24 protein-coding genes are annotated in these 26,159 nt (G+C 71.8%); 13 read left to right on the forward strand and 11 right to left on the reverse strand.

The annotated features are described in order from the left end of the window. Positions 1 to 90 precede the first annotated feature (90 nt). The 4 genes from N6H00_RS10710 to N6H00_RS10725 all read left to right on the forward strand — a co-directional run bounded on the left by N6H00_RS10710 (position 91) and on the right by N6H00_RS10725 (position 3,248). Positions 91 to 969, forward strand: a complete 879-nt coding sequence (locus N6H00_RS10710; RefSeq protein WP_268971360.1) for a glycerophosphodiester phosphodiesterase — start codon at positions 91 to 93, stop codon at positions 967 to 969. 81 nt (positions 970 to 1,050) lie between these two features. Continuing rightward, positions 1,051 to 1,686, forward strand: a complete 636-nt coding sequence (locus N6H00_RS10715; protein WP_268971362.1) for a methylated-DNA--[protein]-cysteine S-methyltransferase — start codon at positions 1,051 to 1,053, stop codon at positions 1,684 to 1,686. Between the two features lie 194 nt (positions 1,687 to 1,880). Next, complete coding sequence (locus tag N6H00_RS10720) at positions 1,881 to 2,534, forward strand: DUF4360 domain-containing protein (RefSeq protein ID WP_268971363.1); 654 nt, start codon at positions 1,881 to 1,883, stop codon at positions 2,532 to 2,534. A gap of 51 nt (positions 2,535 to 2,585) precedes the next feature. Next, positions 2,586 to 3,248: a DUF4360 domain-containing protein gene (locus tag N6H00_RS10725; RefSeq protein WP_268971364.1), complete on the forward strand. Its 663-nt coding sequence runs from the start codon at positions 2,586 to 2,588 to the stop codon at positions 3,246 to 3,248. A 36-nt stretch (positions 3,249 to 3,284) separates the two neighbouring features. On the opposite strand, the gene N6H00_RS10730 is transcribed toward N6H00_RS10725, so the two are convergent. Further along, positions 3,285 to 3,932 carry a uridine kinase gene (locus N6H00_RS10730; protein ID WP_268971365.1) on the reverse strand — a complete coding sequence of 216 codons (648 nt, stop codon included), beginning with the start codon at positions 3,930 to 3,932 and terminating at the stop codon, positions 3,285 to 3,287. Positions 3,933 to 4,010: 78 nt separating this feature from the next. Here N6H00_RS10730 and N6H00_RS10735 point away from each other — a divergent pair, with 78 nt between their 5' ends. Next, positions 4,011 to 4,553 (forward strand): DUF1697 domain-containing protein, encoded by a 543-nt coding sequence (locus N6H00_RS10735; RefSeq protein ID WP_268971366.1) that lies wholly within the window; start codon positions 4,011 to 4,013, stop codon positions 4,551 to 4,553. 29 nt (positions 4,554 to 4,582) lie between these two features. Here N6H00_RS10735 and N6H00_RS10740 read toward each other — a convergent pair whose 3' ends face one another. Continuing rightward, positions 4,583 to 5,053, reverse strand: a complete 471-nt coding sequence (locus N6H00_RS10740) for a type II toxin-antitoxin system PemK/MazF family toxin (RefSeq protein WP_432280572.1) — start codon at positions 5,051 to 5,053, stop codon at positions 4,583 to 4,585. Positions 5,054 to 5,123: 70 nt separating this feature from the next. On the opposite strand from N6H00_RS10740, the gene N6H00_RS10745 reads away from it, so the two are divergent. Then, complete coding sequence (locus N6H00_RS10745; RefSeq protein ID WP_268971367.1) at positions 5,124 to 6,347, forward strand: FUSC family protein; 1,224 nt, start codon at positions 5,124 to 5,126, stop codon at positions 6,345 to 6,347. A 52-nt stretch (positions 6,348 to 6,399) separates the two neighbouring features. On the opposite strand, the gene N6H00_RS10750 is transcribed toward N6H00_RS10745, so the two are convergent. Continuing rightward, a complete protein-coding gene (locus N6H00_RS10750; RefSeq protein WP_268971368.1) occupies positions 6,400 to 7,608 on the reverse strand; it encodes an ADP-ribosylglycohydrolase family protein in 1,209 nt (402 codons plus the stop codon). Positions 7,609 to 7,752: 144 nt separating this feature from the next. Here N6H00_RS10750 and N6H00_RS10755 point away from each other — a divergent pair, with 144 nt between their 5' ends. Both N6H00_RS10755 and N6H00_RS10760 read left to right on the forward strand, forming a co-directional pair. Continuing rightward, a complete protein-coding gene (locus N6H00_RS10755) occupies positions 7,753 to 8,046 on the forward strand; it encodes a DUF6343 family protein (RefSeq protein WP_268971369.1) in 294 nt (97 codons plus the stop codon). A 121-nt stretch (positions 8,047 to 8,167) separates the two neighbouring features. Continuing rightward, positions 8,168 to 8,374, forward strand: coding sequence for a hypothetical protein (locus N6H00_RS10760; RefSeq protein WP_268971370.1), 207 nt, complete (start codon positions 8,168 to 8,170; stop codon positions 8,372 to 8,374). A 55-nt stretch (positions 8,375 to 8,429) separates the two neighbouring features. Here N6H00_RS10760 and N6H00_RS10765 read toward each other — a convergent pair whose 3' ends face one another. From N6H00_RS10765 to N6H00_RS10775, 3 genes are all read right to left on the reverse strand, one after another. After that, positions 8,430 to 8,810, reverse strand: coding sequence for a tetratricopeptide repeat protein (locus N6H00_RS10765; protein ID WP_268971371.1), 381 nt, complete (start codon positions 8,808 to 8,810; stop codon positions 8,430 to 8,432). 258 nt (positions 8,811 to 9,068) lie between these two features. Continuing rightward, positions 9,069 to 9,677, reverse strand: coding sequence for a dephospho-CoA kinase (coaE, locus tag N6H00_RS10770; RefSeq protein ID WP_268971373.1), 609 nt, complete (start codon positions 9,675 to 9,677; stop codon positions 9,069 to 9,071). 38 nt (positions 9,678 to 9,715) lie between these two features. After that, entirely contained in the window at positions 9,716 to 10,660 is a 945-nt protein-coding gene (locus tag N6H00_RS10775) for a PAC2 family protein (RefSeq protein WP_268971374.1), read from the reverse strand. A 288-nt stretch (positions 10,661 to 10,948) separates the two neighbouring features. Between N6H00_RS10775 and N6H00_RS10780 the strand changes: the two genes are divergently transcribed. Next, positions 10,949 to 11,410, forward strand: coding sequence for a hypothetical protein (locus tag N6H00_RS10780; RefSeq protein WP_268971375.1), 462 nt, complete (start codon positions 10,949 to 10,951; stop codon positions 11,408 to 11,410). A 130-nt stretch (positions 11,411 to 11,540) separates the two neighbouring features. Here the strand turns inward: N6H00_RS10780 and rpsA are convergent, their stop codons facing one another. After that, positions 11,541 to 13,043, reverse strand: a complete 1,503-nt coding sequence (rpsA, locus tag N6H00_RS10785; protein ID WP_268971376.1) for a 30S ribosomal protein S1 — start codon at positions 13,041 to 13,043, stop codon at positions 11,541 to 11,543. A gap of 370 nt (positions 13,044 to 13,413) precedes the next feature. On the opposite strand from rpsA, the gene N6H00_RS10790 reads away from it, so the two are divergent. Further along, on the forward strand, positions 13,414 to 14,277 hold the full coding sequence (locus N6H00_RS10790) for a class I SAM-dependent methyltransferase (RefSeq protein WP_268971377.1): 864 nt from the start codon (positions 13,414 to 13,416) through the stop codon (positions 14,275 to 14,277). 10 nt (positions 14,278 to 14,287) lie between these two features. Beyond that, positions 14,288 to 16,882 carry an ATP-dependent helicase HrpB gene (hrpB, locus tag N6H00_RS10795; protein ID WP_268971378.1) on the forward strand — a complete coding sequence of 865 codons (2,595 nt, stop codon included), beginning with the start codon at positions 14,288 to 14,290 and terminating at the stop codon, positions 16,880 to 16,882. A gap of 14 nt (positions 16,883 to 16,896) precedes the next feature. On the opposite strand, the gene N6H00_RS10800 is transcribed toward hrpB, so the two are convergent. From N6H00_RS10800 to polA, 4 genes are all read right to left on the reverse strand, one after another. After that, positions 16,897 to 17,913, reverse strand: a complete 1,017-nt coding sequence (locus N6H00_RS10800; RefSeq protein WP_268971379.1) for a DUF3068 domain-containing protein — start codon at positions 17,911 to 17,913, stop codon at positions 16,897 to 16,899. A 16-nt stretch (positions 17,914 to 17,929) separates the two neighbouring features. Then, positions 17,930 to 18,064, reverse strand: coding sequence for an SPW_0924 family protein (locus tag N6H00_RS10805; RefSeq protein WP_268971380.1), 135 nt, complete (start codon positions 18,062 to 18,064; stop codon positions 17,930 to 17,932). Between the two features lie 176 nt (positions 18,065 to 18,240). Further along, entirely contained in the window at positions 18,241 to 19,998 is a 1,758-nt protein-coding gene (locus N6H00_RS10810; protein ID WP_268971381.1) for a lytic transglycosylase domain-containing protein, read from the reverse strand. 113 nt (positions 19,999 to 20,111) lie between these two features. Next, positions 20,112 to 22,850, reverse strand: a complete 2,739-nt coding sequence (gene polA, locus N6H00_RS10815) for a DNA polymerase I (RefSeq protein WP_268971382.1) — start codon at positions 22,848 to 22,850, stop codon at positions 20,112 to 20,114. A 280-nt stretch (positions 22,851 to 23,130) separates the two neighbouring features. Here polA and N6H00_RS10820 point away from each other — a divergent pair, with 280 nt between their 5' ends. Both N6H00_RS10820 and N6H00_RS10825 read left to right on the forward strand, forming a co-directional pair. Beyond that, on the forward strand, positions 23,131 to 25,437 hold the full coding sequence (locus N6H00_RS10820; RefSeq protein WP_268971383.1) for an FdhF/YdeP family oxidoreductase: 2,307 nt from the start codon (positions 23,131 to 23,133) through the stop codon (positions 25,435 to 25,437). 87 nt (positions 25,438 to 25,524) lie between these two features. Further along, a complete protein-coding gene (locus N6H00_RS10825; RefSeq protein ID WP_268971384.1) occupies positions 25,525 to 26,040 on the forward strand; it encodes a hotdog fold thioesterase in 516 nt (171 codons plus the stop codon). Positions 26,041 to 26,159 lie beyond the last annotated feature (119 nt).

Consider the following 26,159-nt stretch of genomic DNA (forward strand, 5'->3'; position numbering starts at 1 on the left):
CCATCCGATACCTATCCCCCGCTACCGCGCATCTGGGACCCTCTGCCCGTCCATGAGTCAGACGCACGTCAGACGATGCGAGGAGTCCGTATGCAGATCCGCCCGGCCGCCGCGTTAACCGGCGCGCTCATCGGGATGTCCGCGCTCTTCCTCCCCACGGCCGCGGCCCAGGCCACCGGCCATCCGCACCACCACACGGTCACCGTGGCCCACCGGGGGGCCTCCGGATACGCCCCCGAGAACACCCTGGCCGCCGTCGACGCCGCCGACGACCTGGGCATCGACTGGGTGGAGAACGACGTCCAGCGCACCAAGGACGGCGAGCTGATCGTGATGCACGACACCACGCTGAGCCGGACCACCAACGCCGAGGAGGTCTTCCCGGACCGCGCCCCCTGGAACATCTCCGACTTCACCCTCGACGAGATCGAGAAGCTGGACGCCGGAAGCTGGTTCGGCCCGGAGTTCCAGGGCGAGGCGGTGCCCACCCTGGAGGAGTACATGGACCGGGTTTCGGACAACCACCAAAAGCTCCTCCTGGAGCTCAAGTCCCCCGAGCTCTATCCCGGGATCGAACGCCAGACGCTGCGGGAGCTGCGCAGAGAGGGCTGGCTGGACCACCGGCACAAGCGGCGGCTGATCGTCCAGAGCTTCGACGCCGCGTCCATGCGGACGGTCCACCGGCTGCGGCCGGACGTCAAGACCGGCTTTCTGGGCACCCCGGCCGTCGCCGATCTCCCGGAGTACGCCGAGTTCTCCGACCAGATCAACCCCAGCTACAAGACCATCGACGCCGACTACGTGGCCGCGGTGCAGGCCGTGAAGGGGGCACACGGCAAGCCGCTGGAGGTCTACACCTGGACCGTCAACGACGGCCCGTCGGCGGTCTCGGTCGCGGGCATGGGCGTGGACGGCATCATCACCAACAAGCCCGATGTGGTCCGGGACGCCCTCGACGACGCTTCGTGACCCACCGCTCCTCGAAACGAGGCGCCCCGTCGGCCGAGCGGCCGGCGGGGCGCTGTCGGTGGTGGGTTCTACGCTGAACGCGTGAGCATCGCACAGCGGCAGACACGGCGGGACCCGCGGGAGCGACCCGAGCGGGCGGACGCGCGCGCCTGGGCCTGGGCCGTGCCGGCCACGCCCATCGGCCCACTGCTGCTCGCGGCCACCGACGAGGGGCTGGCCCAGGTGGTCTTCCACGCGGAGGGGGAGACGGCGGCCGAGGCCGTGGCCAGGCTCACGCGCCGCCTCGGCGCCGGGCCCACGGCCGGGCCGCCCGCGTCCTCCGCCGCCGCGGCCGCCCGGCCGGCGCCTCGGTGCGCCGAGCATCTCGCCGCGGCGATACGGCAGGTGGAGAGCTATTTCGCCGGCGAGACCAAGGCGTTCACCCTCCCCCTGGACTGGTCGCTGATCACCGGCTTCAACCGCCGGGTGCTGCGCGAGCTGGCCGCCCATGTCCCCTATGGCACGGTCGTCGGCTACCAGGACCTCGCCGACCGGGTGGGCGAGCCGGGCGCCGCCCGCGCCGTCGGCGTGGCCATGGGGAGCAATCCGCTGCCGGTCGTGGTCCCCTGCCACCGGGTCGTGGAAAGCGGCGGCGGCATCGGCGGCTTCGGCGGGGGGCTGGAGACCAAGCGCGCCCTGCTGGCGCTGGAAGGCGTTCTTCCGCAGCCGCTCTTCTGAATCGTCCGGCCGCCGGCCGGGACGGAAATATCTTGTTCCGGAATTCCTCGGCCGTCTTGTGGCGCTTGCCTTTCGCCCTTATCTTAACAGCGGCCTTCCTGCCCTTCGCGCACTTTCCGCTCTTCGCAGACCTTCCCGCTCCTGGGAAATTCACGGCTCAACTACGTCCCCACAGATGATCGAATTGGAGAGCCATGTCCGGTGTTCTGCTCGCGGGCGGCGCGGTCGCGGCGTTATTCGCCTCCGCCCTTTCCGCCCAGGGGGTTTCCCCGGCCCCCGATGCGCCGTCGGAAAAGATCCAGATAAGCGTCAGAACGGTGAACGGTTCGGGTTGTCCCCAGGGCACCGCCGCCGTGGCCGTGGCCGCTGACAACACGGCCTTCACCGTGACCTACAGCGACTATCTCGCCCAGGTCGGCCCCGATGCGGACCCCACCGACATCCGCAAGAACTGCCAGCTCAACCTGGGTGTGCACGTACCGCAGGGATTCACCTACGCCATCGCCCAGGTCGACTACCGGGGCTATGGCCACCTCGAAAAGGGCGCCCAGGGCACCGAGAAGGCGAGCTACTACTTCCAGGGCTCGGCGGACACCGCGTCACGGACCCATGACTTCAGCGGTCCGTACGACGACAACTGGCAGACCACCGACAGCACCGACTACAGCGCCCTGGTGTGGGCCCCCTGCGGCCAGGACCGGAACGTCAACATCAACACCGAGCTGCGGGTCAGCGCCGGCACCTCCCCCACGGGCAGCACCAGCTTCATGGCCATGGACTCGACGGACGGCGGGGTCAACACCATTTACCACCTCGCCTGGAAGGAATGTTCCTCCTCCGTCCAGTGACACGGTAAATCCACCATCGCACCCAGAACCTCGAACATCGAATGGAGAATCATGTCCGGTGTTCTCTACGCAGGCGGCATGGTCGCGGCGTTATTCGCCTCGACGCTTACTTCCCAGGCATATGCACAACCGCCGTTCGACACCGTGCCACCCGACAAGATCGTGATTACGGTCGCGACCGTCAACGGATCGGGCTGTCCGGCGGGCACCGCGGCGGTCGCCGTTTCCCCCGACAACACGGCCTTCACCGTGACCTACAGCGACTATCTCGCCCAGGTGGGCCAGGGGTCCACGCCGACGGACTTCAGAAAGAACTGTCAGCTGAGTCTGGTCACGCATGTGCCGCAGGGCTTTTCCTACGCCATCGCCAGTGTCGACTACCGTGGTTTCGCCCATCTGGAAGATGGCGCGTCCGCCACCCAGAAAGCGTCGTACTACTTCCAGGGCCAGTCGCAGACCTCGTCCAACTCGCACGACTTCACCGGCGTCTACGACGACAACTGGCAGACCACCAACGTCTCGGACATCGCCACCGTGGTGTGGTCGCCGTGCGGTGAACTCCGCAACTTCAACATCAACACAGAGTTGCGCGTCAACGCCGGAAGCTCCGACACCACCAACACGACGAGCTTCATCACCATGGACTCGACGGACGGCGATGTGAGCACCACCTACCACTTCGCCTGGAAGGAATGCCCGCCGGCCCAGGAGTGACCTCCTGCCCCCGCGCACCGCCCCGGGGCGTCCCCCCTACGGCTCCGGGCGGTGCCAGGCCGGATGCCGGGGGTCGTCCACCCGCACCACCACATCCGCCGCCTCACCGGGTCCCACCTCGTCCTCGTAGCGGGCGAAGGCCGGCAGGGTCCAGTGGTCGTCCTCCTCGGTGCGACGGGCGAGGGCGGCCGGCGACAACCGCAGATGCACCGACAGATCGAACGGGAACCAGTGCCCCAGCAGCAGCGCACCGTGCAGCAACAGCACCCCGCCCCGGGGCAGTTCGGCATACGGGCTGCGGGTGGCCCGGTCGGTCACCGGATCCCACAGGTCGGGCAGCACCCGCCCGGTGCCGCCCGGCCCCGGCTCCAGCGGGGCGAAGACCTCCCGCCACAGGACGCCGGTGTCCAGCCAGCGGTCGTAGTAGGCGTCGGGGTCGCGCTTCCCGTACTCGAAGCGCAGCGAAGCGGGCCGCCAGAACCCCGCCGACGCGACCATCAGCACCGGACGCCCCCGGACCCGCAGCGCCTCCGACAGGCCCCGCGCCAGCTCGGCGGTGGGCGCCGCCGGGGCACCGTCGACGGCCACCCTCAGCCAGGGGCTGCCGTCCGCCGCCGTCAGTCCGGCGATGCGGTCGGCGGTCGCGTCGGTCAGCCGTTCCCAAGTGATCGCTTCGAGCCGCACGCCCCCATCATGCCGTGGCCCCCACGGCATGGGCCGCGGGGCCCGGCTCAGCGGCCCCCGGCAGGTTACGCTCCGGCCATGGCATCTCAGATAGCGCTGCTCCGCGGCATCAATGTGGGCGGGAAGCGGAAGTTCCCCATGGCGCGGCAGCGCGCGCTGATGGCCGAGCTGGGCTTCGGCCGCGTCACCGTCCACCTCCAGACCGGCAACATCGTCTTCGCGGACCCCGGCACCCCGCCCGAGCGGACGGCCCGTACGCTCGAGGACCACTTCGCCGCCGACCTCGGCTTCCCCGTGCCCGTCATGGTCCGTACCCGCGACGAGCTGGCCGCGGTGATCGAGGCCAACCCCTATCCGGAGGCCGCGGCCGAGCCCAGGACCCTGCATGTGGTCTTCCTGGCGGACGTGCCCGCGGACACCGCCGCGCTGGACGCGCTGGATCCGGCCGCCTACGCCCCGGAGGAGTTCCGCCTCGTCGGCCGGGAGATCTTCCTGCGCTGTCCGGACGGGATCGGCCGCTCCAAGCTCGCGGCGAAGGTCACCAACGCCCGGCTCGGCGTGCCGGCCACCGCCCGCAACTGGAACACGGTCACCAAGCTGATGGCGCTGGCCGACATCTGAGTCCGGGTTCCCCTCGGTCCACGGTTCCCTCAGCTCCAGCCGTACCGCCGCCGCAGCCGCATCACCACCAGGTCGAAGCGCGGCCGGTCCAGGGCGCACGCCTCCCGCCGCATCCCTTCCGGGTGCACCCGCAGCACCCGGTCCAGGTCGACCCAGGACTCGCGCCCGGCCCGGTCCCACGGCCCGGAGCCGATCGCCACCCACTCGCGGTCGTCGTCGTGCCGCTTGCTCGACAGCTGCACGGCGAGCAGCGTCCCGCCCCGTTCCCGCGCGACCACCAGCACCGGCCGGTCCTTGCCGCGGCCGTCGTTCTCCTCGTACGGCACCCAGGTCCAGACGATCTCCCCGGGGTCCGGGTCCCCGTCCGGATCCGGTGCGTACTCCGTCCGCACCCGCCCGACCTGGCGCGGATGGGCCTCGACGGTGGCGGCGGGGCCGGTGCTCCCGGGAAGCACCGCGCCGTCCTCGGTCCCCTGCGTTGCGTTGAATGGCCTGATCACGCGCGACACGTTAACCCGTCCGCGACCGCCGGTGACATGGCGGCCCCCTCGGCGTGGAAGGGGCTAGTACGTGCCCGATGTTCTCGACCCAGTGGCGGAACTCGTCAAACGGCGCCATGACCCGGTCGTCGTGCAGACAGTGCGGTCCACGGCCGCCGCGATCATCGCGTACGTCGTCGCTCTCAAGCTCAGCAAGGAACCCGCTCCGCTCACCGCCCCGCTCACCGCCCTGCTCGTCGTCCAGGTCACCCTCTACGCGACCCTCACCAGGAGCCTGCGCAGGGTGCAGGCCGTGGTCGTGGGTGTCCTGATCGCCATCGGCTTCAGCATCCTGGTGGGGTTGACCTGGTGGAGTCTGGGTCTGATCATCCTCGCCGCGCAGACCGCCGGTTATCTCACCCGGGTGGGCGACTGGGTCCAAGAGGTGGCGATCAGCGCCATGCTGGTCCTCGGCGTCGCCCAGGTGACCACCTACGCCTGGGACCGGGTGCTGGAGACCCTCATCGGGGCGGGCGTCGGAATGGCCTTCAACTTCTTCCTCGCCCCTCCGGTCTGGGTCCAGACGGCCGGCCAGTCCATCGAGGACCTGGCCCGCCGGATGCGTCAGCTGCTGCTCCACATCGGCGAGGAACTCGGCAGCCAGGTCGCCGTCGACCGTGCCGCCGCCCGCCTCCACGAGGCCCGCCGCCTCGACCACGACATCGCCCAGGTCGACGCCGCGCTCCGCCAGGCGGAGGACAGCGTGCGGCTCAACCCCCGGGTCAAGGAGGGCCTGCTGTACCGCGTGGTGCTCCGCACCGGCCTGGACACGCTGGAGATCTGCACCGTCATCCTGCGCGTGATGACCCGCACCCTGACCGACCTCGCCAAGAAACGGATGGAAGAGCCCCTCTTCCCCCCGGACGTGGCGGACGCCCTACAGGATCTCTTCGTCCACCTCGCCGCCGCCATCGAGAGCTTCGCCATCCTGGTCACCACCCAGGTCAGCGCCAACGCCGAGGAGGCCGAATCCCGCCTGGCCAGCGAGCTCGTCAAGGCCCACGCCGGCCGCGACCGCGCCGCCAATCTCCTGCTGCGCCGGGTCCAGGAGCACCCCCGCCAGTGGCAGCTGCACGGAGCCCTGCTCGCGGAGATCGACCGCATCCTCGACGAACTCGACATGGAACAGCGCTCCACCCGCCTCATGGAGGAGCTCGACCGCAGCACCCGGGAGAAGCGCGAGCGCTTCCCCCTCCTCCACAAGCTCCAGCGCTATGTCCGGGGCGAGGACACGGACGGCTCCATGAGGACCTGAGCGAGCGCCCCGCCGAGGCCGGCGCGCCCGCGCACCGGCTGCCGGGCGCGGGTCAGCTGAGCGGGTAGCGGTCGCGGGGGAAGACCACGTCGTCGTAGGGCTCGTACAGCTCCACGGAGCGGTGGAACTCGGCGGCGAAGTCGTCGGCGAGCTCCGCGATCGTGGCGCGGCCCTCGATCCGGGCCAGCCAGGACGGCGGGAGGCGGAGGTCGCCGTGGTGGGCGCCGAGGAGGTTGCCGCAGATGGCGCCCGTCGAGTCGCTGTCGCCCGAGTGGTTGACGGAGAGCAGAAGGGCCGCCTGGACGGGGGTGCGCGGCGGCGCCGGCTCATAGCTGATCTTGCCGCCGGGGCCATAGAGGATCTGCTGCGCGGGGGTGCGGGCCAGGGCGCTGTAGACCGCGATGGCCAGGGCCTCCTCGGCGACCCAGCCGCCGCCGAGCGATTCGGCCTTCTCGGCGGTCGGTTCGCCCTCGGCCGCCAGGTCGACCGCTTTGCGGAGGACGGCGGTGGTCTCCTCGTGCCCGGGATAGCGGGCGAGGAGCTCCAGGGCGCGCAGGGTCGCGCCTTCGAGGGACTCGCCGTCGAGCAGGCACGCGATCATGGCGGCCAGGGCCCCGGCCGCGTAGTAGCCCGTCGGATGGCCGTGGGTGATCTGGGCGCAGCGGGCGGAGAGTTCGAAGCAGTCGCGGGGGTCGAGCCCGGTGAGGCCGAACGGCGCTGAGCGCATCACGGTGCCGCAGCCCTTGGAGCCGGGGTTCACCGGGCCGGGGGTGCCGTCGAGGGGGCCGCGCGGGGCCGGGACGTGCTTCGCGGCGAGGCCGGAGAGGCAGGCGTTACCGGGGGCGCGGCGCGCGTACAGCCAGGACTGGGTGCGCAGCCAGCCGGACCGGACCACGTCCCCGGCGCCCTCGGCGGGCGGCGGCCCGGGGTGGTTCTGGGTGTCCAGCCAGCGCAGATAGGCATGGCGGACGATGGCGCTGTCGGACCCGTCGGCGCCCTTGGACGAGGACCTGGCATGGGCCCGTATCAGGCCCTCCGCCGTGAAGAGGGTCATCTGGGTGTCATCGGTGATCCGGCCCACGAAACCGCTGTCGTCCGGGACCAGGGTGGTGACGCCCGCGCCGCCGTGGGTCTCGCGGATCGCCCGCAGGGAGAGGAACTCGATCGGGTTGCCGAGGGCGTCCCCGATCGCCCCGCCCAGCAGGCAGCCGCGGATACGGGCCCGCTTGGCGGCCGATTCGTCCCATGACTGACGGATCACTGGCAGCTCCTCATCGTTCTCGTCTCGCGCCGTCCCGTCCGGACGCCCAGAACATGATCTCAGGTGTCGGGGTGCGTCCCCCGGCGGTAGATTCGACATGGCAGAAACCAGGAGGAATCGGGAACAAACGGGAGATGCGCTGCCATGCCGATGAGGCTGATCCGAACGGGTGATGAACCTCTGCACGCGCGCAGCCCTCTGCGCATGCGGCTGGGGCTGGCCACGTGGGGGCTGCTCTGGACACTCGGCGGCGCCGTCGCCTTCGCGCTCGCGGGCCGGCCGGGATGGGCGGCCGCGTGTGCCGCGCTCGCCGTCGTCACGCTGGTCGATCTGGTCCTGGTCATCCGGCACATCCGGCAGGGACCGCACTATCAGCCCGGCCCGGACGTGCCGCCGTACGCACCGATCATGGAGCGCGGGAATCGCGGGCGGCGCTGAGCGCCGTGGCCGCCGCTTAGGCGGTGACGGGATATCGACGGCCGGGAGCGCCGCGTTCCGGGAGATACTGCCGAGTACCAGCTGCATACCTGCTGAGTACCTGCCGCGACAGGGGGCCGTCATGGGGGTGCTGGCGATCGGCGTCGCGCTCTGTGCGCTCGGGCTGCTGTTCTCCGGAACCGGAGAGCCGTACGGGCGGCGGGAGGCGCGGCGGGGCCGGGCGGCCGACCCGTACGACATCGCCCGGCAGCGTGGGGTGGCGCTGGGCCTGGGCGGAGTGGTGCTGTTGGGCGCGGTGGTGCTCGGCGGGTTCGCCCTCTGGCGCTGACGGAATCCCCGCCCCGCTCATCCGCGCCCGCTCCCCGGCCCCGCTTGCCCGTCCCCTATCCGTCCCTTCCGCCCTTTTCGCCGAACCGGGCCGCCTCGACGAAGTCCGGACGGGGGTCGAGCGCCGCCGCCAGCCGGAAGTGGCGGGTGGCCTCGGCCGGGCGGTTGGCCCGCTCCAGGGTGCGGGCCAGGGCGAAGTGGGCGAAGGCGTTGTCCGGCTCGCGCTCCAGGACGAGCTGGAACTCCAGCTCCGCCGAGCGCAGCTGCGCCGCGCCGAAGAAGGCACGCGCCCGCAGCAGCCGGGCCGCCGTGTTCTCGGGGTGGGCGCTGATGACCGAGTCGAGCAGCTTCACGGCGCCCCGTGGGTCTCGGGCGGCGAGCAGCTGCTCCGCGGCGCGGTAGTCGATGACATGGGTCTCGGGCGTGGGCTCGCGCACAGCCGTTTCCTTCCCCGGGTACGTGCTCGGTGATGAGGCGGTGGATCGGGTGAGGGGATGGGGGGAACCGTCACGGTGATCGTTCAGTGATCGTTCGTTACGGGGAGCACAACAAGCACCCCGCACGTCGCATTCCCCGCCGCGCTCGCCCGCACGCTCCGCACCACGCCCCCGCTGGTCCCGCGCGCCCCGCACCACGCCCCCACCCGGGCCGCACGCTCCGCACCAGCCCCCGCTGGCCCCGCGCCGGCCGCCCGCTCAGTTCCGCGTGCCGGCCGCCCGTTCGACCAGATCCGCCCAGACCTTTCCGACCTGCGGCTCCAGCGCCTCGATCGGGCCATTGTTGTCGATCACGACATCGGCGACCGCCAGCCGATCCGCACGCGTGGCCTGCGCCGCCATCCGGGCCCGCGCCTCGTCCTCGGTCATGCCGCGCAGCCGTACCAGCCGGTCGAGCTGCGTCTCGGGCGTGGCGTCCACGACCATGACCAGGTCGTAGAGCGGGGCCAGCTGGTTCTCGGCCAGGAGCGGGACGTCGTGGACGACGACGGCGTCCGGGGCGGCCGCCGCCTGGAGCTCGGCGGAGCGGTCCCGGACCAGGGGGTGGATGATCGCGTTCAGCGCGCTCAGCCGCTCGGGGTCGTTGAAGACGATCCCGCCGAGCCTGGGCCGGTCCAGGCGGCCGCCGGCGGTCAGCACCTCGGGGCCGAACTCGGCCACGACGGCGGCCAGTCCCGGCGTCCCCGGCTCGACCACCTCCCGAGCGATCCGATCAGAGTCGATCAGCACCGCTCCGTATGAGGTCAGGATGCGTGAGACCTCGCTCTTGCCCGCGCCGATTCCGCCCGTGAGCCCCAGCTTCAGCATGGGGCCCACGCTATACGGCGCGGCGGCGGAGCCATCGCTCAGGCTCCGCCCTCGCCCTCCCGCTCGGCCAGGAACCGCTCGAACTCCGCCCCCAGCTCCTCCGCCGAGGGCAGCTCGGCCGGCTCCGCGACCAGATTGCCACGGCTCTCGGCCCCGGCCACCGCGTCGAACTGGTGCTCAAGCCCCCGGACGAGCGCGACCAGCTCCTCGTCCCCCTCCGAGATCTGCCGCTCGATCTCCTCCTGCGTCTTGAGGGCCTCGTTGCGCAGGGTGTGCGCCGGCCCCGGCAGGACCAGACCGGTGGCCGCGGTGATGGCCTCCAGCGCGGTGAGCGCCGCGTCCGGGTAGGCCGACCGGGCCAGATAGTGCGGCACATGCGCGGCGACGCCGAGCACGTCGTGGCCCGCCTCGGCGAGCCGGTACTCGATCAGGGACTCGGCGCTGCCGGGCACTTGCGCCTCGTCGAAGTAGCCGCGATGACCGGGCATCAGGTCGGTGCGGTTGCCGTGCGGGGTGATGCCGACCGGACGGGTGTGCGGAACGCCCATGGGGATGCCGTGGAAGTTCACCGCGAGCCGCACCCCCAGCCGCTCGACCAGCTGACGCACGGCCGCCGCGAACCGCTCCCACTCCACGTCCGGCTCGGGCCCGGCGAGCAGCAGGAACGGGGCCGCGGTCGCATCGCGCACCAGATGCAGCTCGATCTTCGGGGTTTCGTAGGCGGTCCAGCGGTCGCGCTGGAAGGTGAGCAGTGGGCGACGGGCCCGGTAGTCCACCAGCCGGTCGTGGTCGAAACGCGCGACGACCTTGCGCGGCAGGCCGTCGAGCAGCCGCTCGACGATCTGGTCCCCGGTCTCACCGGCGTCGATATAGCCGTCGAAGTGGTACAGCAGCACCAGCCCGGCCGAGTCCCGCGACATTATCGCGTCGACCTCCGCCAGTCCGCTCGGCTCCCATGCGTACAACTCCTGCGGATCATGCACTGTGACCGCTCCTCCTCGGGTTCGCATCGAAGAACACCGAACGGGGGCGGGGGCATTCCCCGAGCGGGAGGTCCGATCGCCCGGACGGCGGTGAACCGCGCTTCGGCGATGCCCACTTGGGCGGTACGGCAGCGGCCCGATCCCGACGTCGGCGCACGTCGCGGGGTTGACGGCGCTATCCGGCACACCTATCTTCGCGAGCCGTCAGCGGTTCACCATGTCATCCGGCGTTCACTGATCAGAACCGGGCGATCGCGCCGGCTGGTCACGGCACAGGAAGGCAGCCCTATGCACTCCCCCGGCCGCACCCCCACCCGATTACGCACCCTCCTCACCGCCTTCGCCGCCGGACTGATCGCCACCGGCGGGCTGATCGCGGCGGGCACCACCGCGCGGCAGGCCCCGGCCGCCACCGCCGCCCCGATCTCCGTCTTCGACACGGACGGGCTCAGGGAGGCCCTCGACGCGGCCCGGCCCGGCGATACGATCCGGCTCGCCGACGGCAGCTATCACGGCAGCTTCGAGATCACCGTCTCCGGCACCTCCGGCTCGCGGATCACCCTCACCGGCTCGCCGAAGGCGGTCCTCACCGCGCGCGACGGCTATGGGCTGCGCCTGAACGGCGCCTCGTACTGGACCGTCGAGGGGATCACGGTCCGCGGCGACCGGGAGGGCATCAGGATCGACGATGCCCGGAGCGTGACCGTGGACTCGGTTTCGGTCAGCGTGCGGCGCCCCGAGCACGCATAAGGCCGCACCAGGCACCCCAAACCGCCCGCGCATAAGGCCCACTCCCCCGACCAGCCGAGCACGCGTAAGGCCCGCTCCCCAGGGGGAGCGGGCCTTACCGGCTCAGCTGGTGCCGACTAGCGGCCGCTGGTCAGCTCTGGCCGCCGGCCAGCTTCTCGCGGAGCGCGGCCAGCGCCTCGTCCGAAGCCAGGGCGCCGGAGTTGTCGGCCGACTCCGAGGAGTACGAACCGCCACCGGACGCCTGCCCGCCCTGCGACGGGGCGGCGCCGCCCGCCTCGGCAGCGGCCTGCTCGTCGGCCTCGCGGGACTTGATGACCTGCGCCTGGTGCTGCTCGAAGCGCTGCTGCGCCTCGGCGTACTGGCGCTCCCACTCCTCGCGCTGCTTCTCGTAGCCGGGCAGCCAGTCGTTGGCCTCCGGGTCGAAGCCCTCGGGGTAGATGTAGTTGCCCTGGTCGTCGTAGGACGCGGCCATGCCGTACAGGGTCGGGTCGAACTCGACCGCGGACGGGTCGGCACCGAAGGACTCGTTGGCCTGCTTCAGCGAGAGGCTGATGCGGCGGCGCTCGAGGTCGATGTCGATGACCTTGACGAAGATCTCGTCGTTGACCTGGACGACCTGCTCCGGGATCTCCACGTGGCGCTCGGCCAGCTCGGAGATGTGGACCAGACCCTCGATGCCCTCGTCCACGCGGACGAACGCACCGAACGGCACGAGCTTGGTGACCTTACCCGGGACGACCTGACCGATCTGGTGGGTCCGGGCGAACTGCTGCCACGGGTCTTCCTGGGTCGCCTTGAGCGACAGGGAGACGCGCTCGCGGTCCATGTCGACGTCCAGGACCTCGACCGTGACCTCCTGGCCGACCTCGACAACCTCGGACGGGTGGTCGATGTGCTTCCAGGACAGCTCGGAGACGTGGACGAGACCGTCGACGCCGCCCAGGTCCACGAACGCACCGAAGTTGACGATGGAGGAGACGACGCCGGAGCGCACCTGGCCCTTCTGAAGGGTGGTGAGGAAGGTCTGGCGGACCTCGCTCTGGGTCTGCTCCAGCCAGGCGCGGCGGGACAGGACCACGTTGTTGCGGTTCTTGTCGAGCTCGATGATCTTCGCCTCGAGCTCCTTGCCCACGTAGGGCTGAAGGTCGCGGACGCGGCGCATCTCCACCAGGGAGGCGGGGAGGAAGCCACGGAGGCCGATGTCGAGGATGAGACCACCCTTGACGACCTCGATGACGGTACCGGTGACGATCCCGTCCTCTTCCTTGATCTTCTCGATGGTCCCCCAGGCGCGCTCGTACTGGGCGCGCTTCTTGGAGAGGATCAGCCGGCCTTCCTTGTCCTCCTTCTGGAGAACGAGGGCCTCGATCTCGTCGCCGACGGCCACGACCTCGTTGGGGTCGACGTCGTGCTTGATCGACAGTTCGCGGGAGGGGATGACGCCTTCGGTCTTGTAACCAATGTCGAGCAGGACCTCGTCCCGGTCGACCTTCACGATGACGCCGTCGACGATGTCGCCGTCGTTGAAGTACTTGATCGTCTCGTCGATCGCGGCGAGGAAGGCTTCCTCGGAACCGATGTCGTTTACCGCCACCTGCGGGGTGGTGCGGGTTGCCTCGGTGCTGCTCGTCATGTGGAAAAGGGCTCCGGTACGGACATGAAGTCGTAGGTACTGCTACGCCAAGGACCCTTATCGCACCGCCGAAGCCGGACAGCCTTGGAGGCGTTCCACTCTTTCCGATTTGCGAGTGATCGAAAAGTGTAAGCGCCTCGACAACCGAGGGGACATACAACAGATGCGAGTGCGGCCTGCTCCGTCCGAGGCGCACAGGCCCGCAGCGCAACTTGTAGCATACGGGGGCAGCCGGGCATGGTCAATGCACGAAGAGCGCACGCGGGGACCAACGCCCCGAACCCGGCAAATTGCACGGTCCGCGCGGCGACGCGGTCCTCGCCGCGTCCCGCACCCGCAGGTCGAGACAGAGAGTACGACGACACCCGAGATGGTCCAAGAACACGAGCCCAGCACCGCTGGGGAGGCCGCCGAGCCGACGGCCACCCGCCGGATCGCCGACGAGGCGGAGAGCAGCCGGGCCAGCCGGGGATGGTGGGACCGCAACGCGGACGAGTATCAGGAGGAGCACGGCGCCTTCCTGGGCGACGACCGGTTCGTCTGGGGCCCGGAGGGACTGGACGAGGCGGAGGCCGGGCTGCTGGGTCCGGTGGAGGCGCTCAAGGGGCGCGACGTGCTGGAGGTGGGCGCGGGCGCCGCGCAGTGCGCCCGCTGGCTGGCGGCCCAGGGGGCGCGGCCGGTGGCGCTGGACCTCTCCCACCGGCAGCTGCGGCACGCACGGCGGATCGACGCGGAGGCCGCCGCCTCCGGGGCCCCTGAGGGGTCCGGGGTGGCGCTGGTACAGGCCGACGCCACGGCCCTGCCCTTCCGGGACGGCTCCTTCGACCTGGCGTGCTCCGCGTACGGGGCGGTGCCGTTCGTGGCCGAGCCGGTGCGGGTGATGCGCGAGGTGCGCCGGGTGCTGCGGCCGGGCGGCCGGTGGGTCTTCGCGGTGACGCATCCGATCCGCTGGGCGTTCCCCGACGAACCGGGGCCCGAGGGGCTGTCCGTCGCCGCCTCCTACTTCGACCGCACGCCCTACGTGGAGCAGGACGAATCGGGCCGGGCCGTCTATGTGGAACACCACCGGACGCTGGGCGACCGGGTACGGGACGTGGTGGCCGGGGGCTTCCGGCTGGTCGACCTGGTCGAACCGGAATGGCCCGAGTGGAACCACCAGGAGTGGGGCGGCTGGTCCCCCCTGCGGGGGAACCTGATCCCCGGCACGGCGATCTTCGTATGCGAGCGGGACTGAGGCGGAAGCGTTGACGGCGTCGAACGTCCCCGCGGGCCCGCGCACCGAGGCCCTCGACCGCCTGCCCGTCAAGGACGCCGTGCCCGAGCTGCTGCGCGCGCTCGACGAGCGCGGCGTCGCGGTGCTGTGCGCGCCGCCGGGCACCGGTAAGACGACGCTGGTGCCGCTGGTGCTCGCCGGGCTGGTGGGCGGTGGACCGGTGCGGCGGGTGCTGGTCGCCGAGCCGCGGCGGATCGCGGCACGGGCCGCCGCGCGGCGGATGGCGTGGCTGCTGGGCGAGCGGACGGGCGGGAAGGTCGGCTTCACCGTGCGCGGCGAGCGGCAGGCCGGGCGCGGCACCGTGGTCGAGGTGGTCACGACCGGTGTGCTGGTGCAGCGGCTGCACCGCGACCAGGAGCTGACCGGCGTCGATGTGGTCGTGCTCGACGAATGCCACGAGCGCCACCTGGACGCCGACACGGCCGCCGCCTTCCTGCTGGACGTCCGGGCCGCGCTGCGCCCCGACCTCCGGCTGATCGCCGCCTCGGCGACGACGGACGCGGAGGGCTGGGCGCGGCTGCTCGGCGAGGGCGGGCCGGACGGCGGGGACGGCCCTGGGGAGCCCGCGCCGGTCGTCTCGGCGCCGGGCGTGTCCCATCCGGTGGAGGTGGTGTGGGCGCCGCCCGAGCGTCCGGTGAGGCCGCCGCACGGGATGCGGGTGGACCCCGCCCTGCTGGACCATGTCGCGGCCGTGGTGCGGCGGGCGCTGCGCGAGCGGGAGGGCGATGTGCTGTGCTTCCTGCCGGGCGTCGGGGAGATCGCCCGGGTGGCCGGGAAGCTGGGCGGGCTCGCCGGGGCGGAGGTCCTCCAGGTGCACGGGCGGGCGCCCGCCGCCGTCCAGGAGGCGGTGCTCGCGGGCGCGGACGGCGGACGGCGGCGGGTGGTGCTGGCCACCTCGGTCGCCGAGTCGAGCCTGACCGTGCCGGGCGTGCGGATCGTCGTGGACTGCGGGCTGGCGCGGGAGCCCCGGATGGACCACGCACGCGGACTGAGCGCGCTGACGACCGTAAGGGCGTCACGGGCCGCCGCACGGCAGCGCGCGGGCCGTGCCGGGCGTGAGGCGCCCGGGGTGGTCTACCGCTGCTGGCCGGAGGCGGAGGACGCCCGGCTGCCGCGTTTCCCGTCCCCGGAGATCGCCGGCGCGGACCTTACGGCGTTCGCGCTACAGACGGCGTGCTGGGGCGATCCGGACGCCTCGGGTCTGGCGCTGCTCGATCCGCCGCCCGCCGGGGCGATGACGGCCGCACGCGGGACGCTGGCCGCGATCGGCGCCGTGGACACCGCGGGACGGGCCACCGAACGCGGCACCCGGATGGCCCGCCTCGGCCTGCACCCGCGCCTGGCGCGGGCCCTCATCGACGGCGCGGAGGAGGTCGGCGCACGGCGGGCGGCCGAGGTGGTGGCCCTGCTGAGCGAGGAACCCCCGCGGGAGTACGGCGACGACCTGGCCGCCGCCTGGCGCACCGCCCGCCACGGTGGCGACCCCTACGCCGCCCGCTGGCGCCAGGAGGCCCGGCGGCTCGAACACGCCCTGGCCGCCGAGGGGCTCGCGGGTGCGGACGGCGCACGCGGCGGTGACGGCCTGGCGCGCGGCGAGGACGCGGTGGCGGGGCTGATGGCCGCGCTGGCGTTCCCGGAGCGGGTGGCCCGGCGGCGGGGCGAGCGGGCGTATCTCATGGCCGCCGGGACGGGCGCGGAGCTGGGCGACGGCTCACGGCTGGGCGCGGCCCCATGGCTCGCGGTGGCCGTCGCGGACCGGCCGGTGGCCGCCGCGTCGGCGCGGGTGCGGCTCGCGGCCGTGACCGACGAGGACACCGCCCGGACCGCGGCCGCGGCGCTGGCCTCGGACGGTGCGGAGGTCCGCTGGGCGGACGGGGACGTGCTGGCGCGCCGGGTGAGCCGGCTCGGCGCGATCGAGCTGGTGTCCCGGCCGCTGGCCGACCCCGGTCAGCACGCGGTGCGGCGGGCGCTGCTGGAGGGGCTGCGCCGCGAGGGGACGGGGCTGCTGCGCTGGTCGGCACAGGCCACGGCGGTACGGCAGCGGATGGCGTTTCTCCACCGGGAGCTGGGCGGGGCCTGGCCGGATGTCTCCGACGCGGCGCTGCTGGACCGCGTGGACGACTGGCTCGGGGTGGAGCTGGCGCGCGCCCGCAGACGTGCCGACCTGGAGCGGGTGGACGCCGGGGTGGCGCTGGCCCGGCTGCTGCCGTGGGCCACCGGCGAGGCCGCGCGGTTCGAGGAGCTGGCGCCGGAGCGGATCGAGGTGCCGAGCGGTTCGCGGGTGCGGGTGGACTACGGCGGGGACCGGCCCGTGCTGGCGGTCAAGCTCCAGGAGCTGTTCGGCTGGCAGGAGGCGCCCCGGATCGCGGGCGGCCGGGTGCCGCTGCTGGTGCACCTGCTGTCCCCGGCGGGGCGTCCGGCCGCGGTCACCGCCGATCTGGCGTCGTTCTGGAAGGACGGCTACCGCTCGGTGCGGGCCGAGTTGCGCGGCCGGTATCCCAAGCATCCCTGGCCGGAGGACCCGACGACGGCCGAGCCGACCCGGCGGACCAACGCCCGCCGCTGAGCCCGCGCCGGCCCCTACCGGCTTCGCCGCCACGAGCGAATCCCGGGGACGGATGGTGACGCGGGGGCCGGTACGGGCCGTGGCCGGTGCGCGGTGCGGCCGCGGGCCTCCAGCAGCAGGGCGAGCGCGAGCAGGGCCGTCCCGAGGATCAGGAAGCCCCACGGCAGGTAGGTCGTGAGCGCGAGGACCAGCTGGCGCTGGGACGTGACCAGGTCCACGGTGTGCCGGACGTAGTCCTCGCGCATCTTCACATGGCCGGAGAAGACGGTCACCCGGTCGCGGTCGCCCAGCAGCGTGCCGCCGCGCAGCTCCTCCTTGTGGATCTCCTCTCCGTTGACCGGGGCGCCCGTGGTGGGCTCGACCCAGAACATCCGCTTGGTGCTGTACCAGCGGGAGGTGCCGGCCTTGGCGACGGTCTCGGGGGTGACGCCGTCGACCGGCATGGTCTTGGGCAGCGCCACCTTGGTCCAGGGGATGGTCTGTTCGAAGTAGTAGACCTTCAGGCCGCGGAAGGTCCGGGTGCCCTTGTAGTGGATCGGGGCGGAGGTGCGGGTCTGGGCGTCGAAGTAGCGGTAGTCGCGCTTTTCGGTGAGGAACGGCCATTTGTACTCGATGCCGTCGCGGCGCACCGAGTCCCCGTCGACGTGCTCGCCGCCGGCGTGCACCGGGTCCTGGGAGTGGGCGTCGAAGACATAGCGCTCGGGGATCTTGGAGACCATCTTGCCGTCGGGCCCGGCGACGTACGACAGGGCGTCCCAGACGACGACATCGCGCCCGGTCTCCTTCCCTACCTTCCCGGCGGCCGCCACATTGCCGCGCAGGGTCTGCACGATGCTGACCTTGGAGACGGTGTGGGGCTTCATGGTGCCGTAGTCGAGCAGGGTGGCCGGACTCGCCTCCAGGACCGCCGTCTGGTACTCGCTGGGCGGGATCTTGGCCAGCCGGGGATAGGCGTACCAGCGCAGCAGCGGCGCGAGGGCGGCGAAGAAGACGGCGAAGGCCAGCAGCACCAGGCTTGCTCTGCGGCGCATGGCGGATGTCCCTCCCTCAGGGGTGCTCGGGGACCGTGGTGAGCAGGGGGTCCGGGGAGGTCTCCCCGCTGGGCACGCCGATGGCCGTCACCGTCAGGACGATGGCGAGGGCGGCGGCGAGTCCGATCGCGGCGGCGACGAGGGCACGCATACGGGCCTCCTCGTGGGTCCGGTACGAGGCGCTGCCTGACGCTTCGTCAGGGATGGGGCACCGTAGCAACGGGGGCCGCAGATGAGAACACGAAGGCGGGAAAGCGTCGCACCGCCCCTGGACCCGGCGGGGCCCAGGGGCGGTGCGAGGAAACTGCCCGGTGCGCGGAGCGGCGCTTACGAGGCGGGGGCCTGGGTGACCGTCAGCTCGACGTCCAGCACCGCGCCGCCCTCCGTGGTGAGCCGGAGCAGGAAGGTGCCCGCCTGGTCATCGGTGAGGATCTTCGGCAGCGTGAGCTGCCCGGAGGCGTTGGTCTTCAGGCCGGTCAGGGTGCGGACCGGCTTGCCCGCGGCGTCCAGGAAGTAGGGGCCCTTGTCGTTCGCCTCGGGCTGTTCGGCCGAGGTGATCATGGTGGCGGTCACCGGCACATCCGCCGTGGCCTTGCCCTTGTTGGTGGCCGTGACGGTGAGCGCGTCGGCGAAGGAGCCGCCGGTCTGGGCCGTGAGCTTCTTGTCGCCGATCCGGGCCAGCGCATCGGCCTGCGGTACCGGACGGGCCGTGACGGTCGCGGCGAATTCGACCGGGGCGGCCTCCCGTCCCACGGCGGTGGCGCGCACGGTGAAGGCGCCGGCCTTCTCGCCCGCGAGCAGCTTCGGCGCGGTGGCGGTGCCATCGGAGCCGGTCAGCACGGTGGCGGAGGTGACGAGGCCGAGGAAGCGGGCGTCGGTCTCGCCCAGGATCTCGTACCGAACCTTCGCACCGGCCACCGGCTTGCCCGCCGCGTCCACGGCCTTGACCTGCGGCGACTGGGCGAAATTGGTGCCCGCGACGGCGGACAGCCGCTGCGCGCCGACGGTGGTGAGCTTGCTGGTGCCGCTCGGGGTGGTGGGCGGAGTGGTGGTGGGCGGCTTGGGGGCCGGGGTCTGGGAGCCGGGGGTCCCGTCGTCGCCATCGGCCGGAGGGGTCGGGGTGGAGCTTTCGGAGTCCCCGTCGGGCTTGGGCAGGGTGTGGGCGTCGTGCTCCCCGCCGTTGCCGGTGTCCTTGCCCGCTCCGCTGCCCTTCCCCGTGTCCTTGTCCTTGTCGCCCGAGCCGCCACTGGACTTGTCGCCCGAGGGCAGCACACCGGTGCCGTCGGGGACCTCATGGGTGCCGCGCTTGTAGTACTCGAACCACGACAGGACGGTGTTCAGATACTCCTGCGAGTGGTTGTAGCCGAGGATCGCGCTGTCCAGATCGGCCTTGACGGACAGGTCGCGGCCGCCGGCGCAGAGGTAGCTGCCCGCGGCGAGGGCCGCGTCATAGATGTTGTTGGGATCCTTCTCACCGTCACCGTTGCCGTCCCGGCCCCAGCTGGCCCAGGTGGACGGGATGAACTGCATGGGGCCCACGGCCCGGTCATGCGTGCTGTCGCCGTCGTAGGCGCCGCCGTCGGTGTCCTTGATCAGTGCGAAGCCGTCGCCGTTGAGCACCGGGCCGAGGATGGGCGAGACGGTGGTGCCGTTCGCGTCCACATTGCCGCCGCGAGCCTGGCCGGACTCGACCTTGCCGATCGCGGCGAGCAGCTGCCAGGGCAGATTGCAGCCGGGGTTGGACTCCCTCAGGGCCGCTTCGGCCTTCTTGTAAGCGGCGAGGACGCTCGCGGGTATGCCCGCCTCGGGCTTGGTGCTGTTCCCGAGCCCCGGCAGGTCGACCGAGGAGCCCGGCTTGTCGGGGGTGACCAACGGCGGCAGATCGGTGTGGTACGACGAACCACCGTCAATGGGGGTGTCGTCGGGCGCCGGTGCCTCCCCGGCCCGCTGCTCCCGGTTCCGGTCACCATGGTCCGAATTGGCGAACCCGGGCGCCTGAGAGGCGGTGAGGGCGGCCATCGCGGCCGCCGCCACCGCTGTCGTGGCCGCCCCCTTACGCAGTCGTCGGCCGATAAGCGGTGCCATCCGAGTGTCCCTCCCGTGTGAACACAGTGCGCTCCCCCGCGCGTCAACCCTGGTGACACTACGACAACTTATGGCCCGGAGCTACCGGTGCAAACACCGCGTCCGCGGATCCCTCAGTGAGCCGCCGACTCCCAGTCGGCGCCCGAGCCGACCGACACGTCCAGCGGGGCGCTCAGCCGGAAGGCGCCCTTCATCTCACGGCGCACCAGCTCCTCGACCCGCTCCCGCTCACCGGGGGCGATCTCCAGCACGATTTCGTCGTGCACCTGGAGCAGCATCCGCGAGGAGAGCTTCTCCTTGGTCAGCGCCGCGTCGACCTTCAGCATCGCGATCTTGACGATATCGGCGGCGGTGCCCTGGATCGGGGCGTTGAGCGCCATCCGTTCGGCCATCTCGCGGCGCTGGCGGTTGTCGCTGGTGAGGTCCGGAAGATAGCGGCGGCGGCCGAGCATGGTCTCCGTATAGCCGGTGGCGCGCGCCTCCTCGACGACCCGCTGAAGATAGTCGCGCACCCCGCCGAACCGCTCGAAGAAGTTCTCCATCAGCTTGCGGGCCTCATCGGGGGTGATGCCCAGCTGCTGGGAGAGGCCGAACGCCGACAGGCCGTACGCCAGCCCGTAGGACATGGCCTTGATCTTGCGGCGCATCTCCGGATCGACCGCCGCCGGCTCGACCGCGAAGACCTGGGAGGCGACCGTGGTGTGCAGATCCTCCCCGGAGGTGAACGCCTCGATCAGGCCCTCGTCCTCGGAGAGATGGGCCATCACGCGCAGCTCGATCTGGCTGTAGTCGGCGGTCATCAGCGACTCGAAGCCGTCACCGACGACGAAGCCGCGCCGGATCGCCCGGCCCTCGTCCGTGCGCACCGGGATGTTCTGGAGATTGGGGTCGGTGGAGGAGAGCCGGCCGGTGGCCGCCACGGTCTGGTTGAAGGTGGTGTGGATGCGGCCGCCGGGGGCGATGGTCTTGATCAGACCCTCGACGGTGGAGCGCAGCCGGGCCTGCTCACGGTGGCGCAGCATGATCACCGGGAGTTCGTGGTCGGTCTGCGCGGCCAGCCAGGCCAGCGCGTCGGCGTCCGTGGTGTACCCGGTCTTGGTCTTCTTGGTCTTGGGCAGGCCCAGCTCGCCGAAGAGCACCTCCTGGAGCTGCTTGGGCGAGCCGAGGTTGAACTCATGGCCCACCGCGGCGTGCGCCTCCTTCACGGCATGCTGCACGGCGGCCGCGAACTGCTGCTCCATGCGCTCCAGCCAGGAGCGGTCGGCCGCGATGCCCGACCGCTCCATCCGGGCCAGCAGCTCGGAGACCGGCAGCTCCATGTCGTGCAGCAGCCCGTCCGCGCCCACGTCCTTCAGCCGGCCGCCGAACGCCTCCCCCAGGTCCAGGATCGTCCGCGCCTTGATCATCAGGGCGTCCCGCTCGGCCTCGTCATCGGCGCCGAAGGCCAGCTGCCCGCCGTCCGCCGCCACCGCGGGGGACAGCTCACGGCCCAGGTACTCCATCGACAGGGCGTCCAGCTCGAACGAGCGGCGGCCGGGCTTGACCAGATAGGCGGCGAGGGCGGTGTCCATGGTGACGCCCGCGACGGACCAGCCGTGCTCGGCGAAGACCCGCATGATCCCCTTGGCGTTGTGCAGCACCTTGGGGCGGTCCGGGTCCGCGATCCACTCGGCGAACGCCCGCTCGTCGGCCTCGTCCAGCTGCGCGGGGTCGAAGCTCACGGCGGGTCCGGAACCGGTGGCCAGCGCGATCTCGCTGACGCTGCCGCTGCCCAGCGCCCAGGTGTCCACGGTGGCCAGGCCCAGCGGTGCGGCGCGGTGGCTCTCCAGCCAGGGGGCGAGCTCACCCGCGCCCAGCGCCACCCCGTCGACCGCGACGCCCGGCTCCGCGGCCGCGGGCTCCTCCTCCGCCGCGCCCGGGTCGGCGGCCATGATCCGGTCGCGGAAGTTCTGGTGGCGGAACTCCAGCGCGTCCAGGATCACCGAGAGCGCATCCCGGTCGTACGGGGCGCGCGCCAGCCCCTCCGGACCGGTGGTGAGCTCCACGTCCCGCACCAGCTCGGTCAGCCGGCGGTTGAGCTTCACGGACTCCAGGTGGTCGCGGAACTTCTCGCCGACCTTCCCCTTGACCTCGTCGGCCCGCTCCACCAGCTCTTCGAAGGAGCCGAACTGGTTGATCCACTTCGCCGCGGTCTTCTCGCCGACGCCCGGGATACCGGGGAGGTTGTCCGACGGGTCGCCGCGCAGGGCCGCGAAGTCGGGGTACTGGCGCGGGGTGAGGCCGTACTTCTCCTGCACCTTCTCGGGGGTGAACCGGGTCAGCTCGGACACGCCCTTGGTGGGGTAGAGCACCGTGACATGGTCGGTGACCAGCTGGAACGAATCCCGGTCGCCGGTGACGATCAGCACCTCGAAGCCCTGCTCCTCGGCCTGGGTGGCGAGAGTGGCGATCACGTCGTCGGCCTCGAAGCCGTCCACCGCGAACCGCGTGATGTTCATGGCGTCGAGCAGCTCGCCGATCAGCTCGACCTGGCCCTTGAACTCGTCAGGGGTCTTGGAGCGGTTCGCCTTGTACTCCGTGAACTGCTCGGAGCGCCAGGTCTTGCGCGAGACGTCGAACGCCACGGCGAGGTGCGTGGGCCGCTCATCACGGAGCGTGTTCGCCAGCATCGAGGCGAAGCCGTAGATCGCGTTGGTGGTCTGGCCGGTGGTCGTGCTGAAGTTCTCGGCCGGCAACGCGAAGAACGCCCGGTATGCCAGGGAATGCCCGTCCAGCAGGAGCAGGCGGGGACGGTCCTCCCCCGTGCGGTCGGACGCGGGCGCTGCGGTCTTCTTCGATGCTTTCTCTGCCACGCCCCCGATCCTGCCACGCCCCACCGACAATGCTTCCCGCCCCGGCCACCGGGACCAGGCCGGGCACATGATCGGACGGGCACATGACCGGCACATGACCAGGCACCTGACCCGACACTTGAGCCGGACGCATGACCGGACCGGCCGCGGTCCGAACCAGAGAGGCGGACCACCGGGACCGGCCCGCCACCCCGGACGCCGGTGACCCGTGACAGGATCGGACCCACAGGTCCACGCACCCGCACAGGTCCCGCAACGCTCGAACCCGAAGGGGAGCGAGATGGCAGCCAAGCCGCCCGCAGGCGATCCGGTCCAGGACGCGCCCGAGGTCACACCCCCACGCCACGCCGCCGCCGGACTGCCGGCCGTAGGGCATTCACTGCGCGTCGCCCAGCAGCAGATGGGCGTGCGCCGCACCGCGCTCACCCTCCTGCGCGTCAATCAGAAGGACGGCTTCGACTGCCCCGGCTGCGCCTGGCCCGAGCCCGGCAAGCGCCACACGGCCGAGTTCTGCGAGAACGGCGCGAAGGCCGTCGCCGAGGAGGCCACCCTTCGCCGGGTCACCCCCGACTTCTTCGCCGCCCACCCGGTGGCCGACCTCGCCACCCGCAGCGGCTACTGGCTCGGCCAGCAGGGCCGGCTGACCCAGCCCATGTATCTGGCCGAGGGCGCCGAGCGGTACGAGCCGGTCACCTGGGACCGGGCCTTCGACATCATCGCCGACGAGCTGACCGCGCTGGACTCCCCCGACCAGGCGGTCTTCTACACCTCGGGCCGCACCAGCAACGAGGCGGCCTTCCTCTACCAGCTCTTCGCGCGCGAATTCGGCACCAACAACCTGCCCGACTGCTCCAACATGTGCCATGAGTCCTCCGGCTCGGCGCTCACCGAGACCCTCGGTGTCGGCAAGGGCAGCGTGCTGCTGGAGGACCTCTACCAGGCCGACCTGATCATCGTGGCCGGGCAGAACCCCGGCACCAACCACCCGCGCATGCTCTCCGCCCTGGAGAAGGCCAAGGCCAACGGCGCGCAGATCATCTCCGTCAACCCGCTGCCCGAGGCCGGTCTGGAGCGGTTCAAGAACCCGCAGAACGCCCGCGGCCTCGCCGGCGGCGGCACCGCGCTCACCGATCTCTTCCTCCAGATCCGGCTCGGCGGCGACCAGGCCCTCTTCCGCATCCTCAACAAACTTCTCCTCGAAGCGGCCGACAGCGCCTCCGGCGCGGGCGAGGGCGCCATCGACGAGGCGTTCATCCGCGAGCACACCCACGGCTTCGAGGAGTTCGCCGCCGCGGCCCGCGCCGCCGACTGGGACGAGACACTGCGGGCCACCGGCCTCGACCGCGCCGACATCGACCGCGCGCTGCGCATGGTCCTCGCCTCGAAGCGCACCATCGTGTGCTGGGCGATGGGCCTGACCCAGCACAAGCACGCGGTGCCCACCATCCGGGAGGTCGTCAACTTCCTGCTGCTGCGCGGCAACATCGGCCGCCCCGGCGCCGGGGTCTGCCCGGTGCGCGGCCACAGCAATGTGCAGGGCGACCGCACCATGGGCATCTTCGAGCGCCCCGCCCCGGCCTTCCTCGACGCCCTGGAGCGCGAATTCGGCTTCGCCCCGCCCCGTGAGCACGGCCTCGACGTCGTCCGGGCCATCCGCGCCCTGCGCGACGGCCAGGCCAAGGTCTTCTTCGCCATGGGCGGCAACTTCGTGGCGGCCACCCCCGACACCGAGGTCACCGAGGCCGCGATGCGCGCCGCGCGGCTGACCGTCCACGTCTCCACCAAGCTCAACCGCTCCCATGTGGTCACCGGCGCACGGGCGCTGATCCTGCCCACCCTGGGCCGCACCGAGCGCGATCTCCAGGGCGGCGGACCGCAGTTCGTCACCGTCGAGGACTCCATGGGCATGGTGCACGCCTCCCGCGGGCGCCTGGAGCCCGCCAGCCCCCACCTGCTGTCCGAGCCGGCCATCGTCTGCCGGCTGGCCCGCCGGGTGCTCGGCCCCACGAGCCGCACCCCCTGGGAGGACTTCGAGAAGGACTACGCGGCGATCCGCGACCGCATCGCCGCCGTCATCCCCGGCTTCGAGGATTTCAACGCCCGGATGAGCGACCCGGCCGGGTTCGCCCTGCCGCACGCCCCGCGCGACAGCCGCAGCTTCCCCACCGCCACCGGCAAGGCCAACTTCACCGCGGCCCCCGTCGAGTACCCCACGGTGCCCGAGGGGCGGCTGCTGCTCCAGACCCTCCGCTCCCACGACCAGTACAACACCACCATCTACGGCCTGGACGACCGCTACCGCGGCATCAAAGGCGGCCGCCGGGTGGTGCTGGTGCACCCCGAGGACGCCCGGGAGCTCGGGCTCGCCGACGGCGGTTACGCCGACCTGGTCAGCGAGTGGACGGACGGCACCGAGCGGCGCGCCACCGGCTTCCGCGTGATCCACTACCCGACCGCACGCGGCTGCGCCGCCTCGTACTACCCGGAGACCAACGTCCTGGTCCCGCTGGACGCCACCGCCGACACCAGCAACACCCCGGCGAGCAAGTCCGTGGTGATCCGTCTGGAACAGACACCCCCGGCCTAAGCGTTTGCTCAGTCCCCTGGTAAGAAGGTGGCCACCACCAGCCAAGACCAAGGTGGCCACCACGAGCAACCGAACGGAGCCGGTCCGATGGGCGAGCAGACCAGCGTGAAGTTCCCGCAAGAGGTCATCGACGAGTACGCGGCGCTCGGTGTGGACCTTCCCGCGCTGTTCTCCGCCGGACACCTCGGCACCCGCATGGGCGTGCAGATCCTCGAAGCCTCCGCCGAGCGCGTCGTGGGCACCATGCCCGTGGAGGGCAACACCCAGCCCTACGGACTGCTGCACGGCGGCGCCTCCGCCGTCCTGGCCGAGACCCTGGGCTCGGTCGGCTCGATGCTCCACGGCGGCAGCGAGCGGATCGCGGTCGGCGTCGACCTCAACTGCACCCACCACCGCGGCGTCCGCTCCGGCCTGGTCACCGGCGTCGCCACCCCCCTCCACCGGGGCCGCTCCACCGCGACCTACGAGATCGTCATCAGCGATGAGCAGGACCGGCGGGTGTGCACCGCCCGCCTCACCTGCCTGCTGCGCGAGATCGACAACGCCGGCCGCGCCAGGACGGTCGCCGAGATCACCGACGCCAAGGAGCGCACGCAGGCGTGACGCCCGGCGGGCCGGACGCGCCCGCGCCGTCCGGCCCGGCCCTCTCGAAGGCCGGGCCGGACTTCTTTACGGCCGGAAGGACTTCCTTACGGCCGGAAGGACTTCCTTACGGCCGGCCC

This window comes from Streptomyces sp. S465, assembly GCF_026898115.1.
GTDB lineage: Bacteria > Actinomycetota > Actinomycetes > Streptomycetales > Streptomycetaceae > Streptomyces > Streptomyces luomodiensis.